Source organism: Patulibacter sp. NPDC049589, assembly GCF_040675535.1.
GTDB lineage: Bacteria > Actinomycetota > Thermoleophilia > Solirubrobacterales > Solirubrobacteraceae > Patulibacter.
Genome location: NZ_JBFAPC010000320.1, coordinates 1 through 2,171 on the forward strand (window position 1 = coordinate 1; position 2,171 = coordinate 2,171).

Sequence of the window (2,171 nt, forward strand, 5' to 3'; positions counted from 1 at the left end):
CCGCCCGCCGCGGCCGCGCGCCGGGTGATCGCCCCGCACCGGCGCCTGCGGCCGGTCCCGTCCCTGCGCCAGGCCCTCGGCGCGCTGCTCGCGGTCGTGCTGGTCCTCGCCGTCGCGCTCTTCTGGGTCACGATCGTCCAGCTGCGCACCGCCTCGGCCCGCAACGACGCGGAGCGTCAGCGGGTCTCGTCGTTCCGGCTCGCCGACCAGATGCGTCAGAGCAGCAACGACCTGACGCGGATGGTGCGCCTGTACGTCACGACCGGCGCCCCGGTCTACCGGGACTACTACGACCGGATCCTCGCGATCCGCCGCGGCTCGGCCCCGCGGCCGGTCAACTACGACAGCTCGTTCTGGGACCGCGTGCTCGCCGACGGCTACGGGCGGGTGCGGGTCGGCCCGCCCGCGTCGCTGACGGAGCTGATGCGACGCGCGCGCTTCTCCTCGGAGGAGTTCGCCGCGCTCGACGCGTCGCTGCGGGTCAGCGACCGCCTGGCGCGGCTCGAGGTCCGGATGATGTCCGACGTCGCGCCGCGCATCGCGCGCGGGACGGGCGGCACGTTCCTGATGGACGTCGCGCCGTACTACCGCCGGCTCGTCGACCCGGCGTACCACCGCGAGAAGCGCCGGATCATGGCCGCGATCGAGCGCTTCACCGGGGTCGTCGACCTGCGGACCGCCCAGCGCGCCGACCAGTTGCAGCGCAAGACCGACCGGCTGCTGGTCGCCCAGTCCGCGGTCCTCGCCGCCCTCGGGCTCGTCCTGGTGCTGCTGCTGACGATCGCCACGCGCTTCGTCGTCCGCCCCCTGGAGCGGCTGACCAGCGTGACGCGCCGGATCCGCGGCGGCGACTGGTCGGCGCGGGCGGAGCGCGAGGGCGTCCGCGAGATCCGCGAGCTCGCCGACGACTTCGACGAGATGACCGACGCGGTCCAGCGCGAGCTGCGCGGCCGCGAGCGCATCGAGCACGAGGCGATCGAGGCCCGCCGGCGGCTGCAGACGATCGCCGACCGCGTCCCGGGCTCCGTCTTCCAGTTCCACGTCGACGGCGACCGCGCGCTGTCGGTGCGCTTCGCGAGCCGCGACTCCAGCGTGCACGGCGTCGGCAGCGACGACGGCGTCGACTTCCCGGCGGTCTCCCGCGCGGTGCTGGCCGAGGACCGCGGCGCGTGGCTGGACTCGCTCGTCTCGGCCGCCGCCCACGACGGCGGTACGTGGGAGCACGAGTACCGGATCCGCACCCCCGAGGGCGACGTCGCGTGGGTCCACGGCCACGCGCTCGTGCGCGCGGCGGGCGGCGGTGCGGCGGACCTCTACGGCTACATCAACGACATCACGGAGCAGAAGGCGCTGGAGGCCGAGCTGCTCCGCGCCCGCGAGGCCGCGGAGGGTGCGGACCGGGCGAAGTCCGCCTTCCTGGCGATGATGAGCCACGAGCTGCGGACCCCGCTGGTGGCGGTCACCGGCACGCTCGAGGTCCTCGCGCTCGGCGAGCTCGAGGAGCGCCAGCGCGAGCGGGTCGAGGTCGCCGCGCGCTCGGCGCAGGCGCTGATGGCCGTCATCGGCGACGTGCTCGACTTCTCGAAGATCGAGTCCGGGCACCTGGAGCTCGTCCCGTCGCCCGTCGCGCTGCCGAGCGTCGCGCGGGAGATCGCCGCGCAGCACGCCCACACGGCCCGCCGCAAGGGCCTGACGCTCGAGGCCGTGGTCGGCGACGACCTGGCGCCCGCCCACGAGGTCGACGTCCTGCGGCTGCGCCAGGTGCTCGGCAACCTCGTCGGCAACGCGATCAAGTTCACCGCCGAGGGCGGCGTGCGGATCGTCGTGGCCGGCGGGACGGGCCCCGCCTCGGAGGGCTCCCAGCGGGTGAGCATCCTCGTGGAGGACACCGGGATCGGCGTGTCGGCGGAGGACCAGTCGCGGCTGTTCGCGCCGTTCACGCAGGCCAGCACCGACGCGGCGCGCCGCAGCGACGGGACGGGCCTCGGGCTCGTGATCTCCCGCCAGCTGATCGACGCGATGGGCGGCACGCTGACGATGGAGAGCGCGGCCGGGGCCGGGACGACGATGCGGATCTCGGTCGTCCTGCCCGTCGCGGACGAGCGGGCCGCCGCCGACGCCGCGCCGGCGCTCGGGCACGCCGCCGCGCCCGTCCGCAGGCCGCTCCCGAC

General features: G+C 75.4%; 1 protein-coding gene. It reads left to right on the forward strand.

Going from position 1 to position 2,171, the window contains the following annotated elements; translation table 11 throughout:
- Positions 1–2,171, forward strand: a 2,171-nt coding sequence (locus AB0L40_RS27670) for an ATP-binding protein (RefSeq protein ID WP_364362003.1), incomplete at both ends; no start/stop codon positions are given.